Here is a 503-nt window from a genome sequence, read left to right as displayed (position 1 = left end):
GTGGCCAGGCGGCGTTGCGCGGTCGACGTGACGGCGAGGATCTCCGGGGAGACCAGCGCCCACCCGGCGTCGAAGTCCGCGCCGATGCGCCGCCAGGCCGCAGCGATCGCGGCCAGCGCCGCAGCGATCTCCCTCCGCTGCGCCCGGCCGTAGTCACGCGCCGTCGACGGCAGGCTCTGCGCCGACGCCGGCATCGAGCTGGTCCTTCTCCGTGATCAGGCCCAGGTACGCCGACGCGGCGGACTCGGCCTCGAAGTAGCCCCGCTCCCGGTCCTTGCGCCCCTCGGACCAGCCCATCTCGTCCCACGCACCCTCGCGGGACAGGATCGGGACGCCGCCGGCGAGCTTCTGCAGCGCGTCCGCCTTCTCGGAGAACGTCGGCGTCGCCGGGTTGTGCCACTCGACGTACATCCGGTCCCCGTCCGGCCACTCACCCGTGCGCAGCCGCTCCGCGATCCCGAACGCCCACGCGAGCTCGACGCCAACCTCGACGTTCTTGCGCT

General features: G+C 73.4%; 2 protein-coding genes. Both read right to left on the bottom strand.

Annotation, left to right across the window (positions count from 1 at the left end; translation table 11 throughout):
• A partial coding sequence (locus ABD254_RS21205) for a hypothetical protein (protein WP_344250960.1) occupies positions 1 to 194 on the bottom strand: 194 nt, incomplete at its 3' end.
• Positions 154 to 503, bottom strand: a 350-nt coding sequence (locus ABD254_RS21200; RefSeq protein WP_344250958.1) for a hypothetical protein, incomplete at its 5' end; no start/stop codon positions are given. The genes ABD254_RS21205 and ABD254_RS21200, both read right to left, overlap by 41 nt.

Origin of the sequence: Isoptericola hypogeus (genome assembly GCF_039531145.1) — a bacterium.
Taxonomy (GTDB): Bacteria; Actinomycetota; Actinomycetes; order Actinomycetales; family Cellulomonadaceae; genus Isoptericola; species Isoptericola hypogeus.
Note: the sequence above shows the minus strand (reverse complement) of the source record. Positions and strands in the feature narration are given on the sequence as shown.